We start from the raw sequence: 1514 nt of genomic DNA, 5'->3' as shown, positions 1-1514 counted from the left end.
CAATCAGGCTGGCGTGGCCAAGGGCCATTATGGCGAAACCGATGTGCAGGCCCTGCATCAGTGGATGGCGGCGCAGCTGCGCCAGGAGGGCGCGGCCATCGATGATTGGCGCTATTGCCCGTTTCACCCGGATGCTACAAATCCGGCCTATGCCAGCGCTCATCCATGGCGCAAGCCCGCGCCGGGGATGCTGAATGATTTGATGGCACACTGGCCCGTAAACCGTGAACACAGCCTGCTGGTGGGCGATCAACCCACCGATCTGGCTGCCGCCACCGCTGCCGGGACTGCCGCCGTGCCGTTCGCTGGTGGCAATCTGCACAATTTCCTTGCCCCCCACCTTGCCGCAATGACAAGGAAGATCAAAGCAGGTGACCCCCATGCCTGATTCCGTTTCCCCCGCCACCCTCCTTCCAGAGGCCAGTCGCGCCCAGCGCTGGCTTTGCGATGTGGCAGCGCCTTTGTGGGCGTTTCGTGGCCACACCGCTTCGGGCCTGTTTCCCGAACGCATGACGCTGGATGGCGTGCCCGATCCGGCCTATTTCCGCGTCTTCGTGCAGGCCCGCCATGTCTATAGCTTTGCCACCATCGGCCGGCTGGGCTGGGATGGACCGTGGCAGCAGCTGATCGGCGAAACCATCCGCGCCCTGGTGGCTGGTGCGCGCCGCGCCGATGGCTTTTACGTCCACCGGCTGGATGTTGATGCCCACCCGCTTGATACCCGCGCCGATCTTTATGATCAGGCCTTCGTGCTGCTGGCGCTGGCCACGGCGCGCGAGGCGCTGGCCGATCCGCACTGGTTTGATGTGGCCGAAGAACTGCTCGACACCATCGAAGCCAACTGGTCTCACCCCGCCGGCGGCTTTACCGAGGGCGAGAAGGACGATCCGCGCATCCGCCGGCAAAACCCGCACATGCACCTGTTCGAAGCCTCGCTGGCCCTGGCCGAAGCCAGCGGCCGCCCGCGCTTCCTGGCCTTTGCCACGATGATCGCCGATCTGGCCGCCACGCGCTTCATCGATCCGGCCACCGGCGCCCTGCTGGAATATTTCACCGATGATCTGGCCCCTGCCCCCGGCATCGAAGGCCGTATCGTTGAACCGGGGCATTGTTTCGAGTGGGCATGGCTGTTCGAGCGCCTGGGTGCCAGCGGCCGCGCGGGCGCCTTTGCCGTGTCTGATCGGCTCACCGCCTTCGCCCGCGCCCACGGCCTGTGCGCCACCCGCAATGTGTGCATCAACGAAGTGCTCACCGACGGCAGCCTGCACAATGGCAAGGCCCGTCTGTGGCCACAGACGGAGCGCATCAAGGCCGCCGCCATCCGCCACCGCCGGCTCGGTACCGCCGCCGAAGCCGAAGAGGCCGCCCGCGCGCTCGCCGGGCTGGAGCAATATTACGCCGTGCCGACGCCGGGCCTGTGGCGCGACAAATTGAACCCCGATGGCAGCTGGATTCCGGAACTCGCACCAGCGAGTTCACTGTATCACATCGCCTGCGCCTATGCGGAATTGGCG

General features: G+C 65.8%; 2 protein-coding genes. Both read left to right on the top strand.

Annotation, left to right across the window (positions count from 1 at the left end; genetic code table 11):
* On the top strand, nucleotides 1–388 hold a 388-nt coding region (locus RT662_RS15140), incomplete at its 5' end, for an HAD-IIIA family hydrolase (RefSeq protein WP_313671521.1).
* Nucleotides 381–1514, top strand: a 1134-nt coding sequence (locus RT662_RS15135) for an AGE family epimerase/isomerase (protein WP_313671520.1), incomplete at its 3' end; no start/stop codon positions are given. The genes RT662_RS15140 and RT662_RS15135, both read left to right, overlap by 8 nt.

The sequence above is a fragment of the Sandarakinorhabdus sp. genome, assembly GCF_032115815.1.
GTDB lineage: Bacteria > Pseudomonadota > Alphaproteobacteria > Sphingomonadales > Sphingomonadaceae > Sandarakinorhabdus.
The sequence above is the reverse complement of the archived record's forward strand: the minus strand, read 5'-3'. Positions and strand labels throughout refer to the sequence as shown.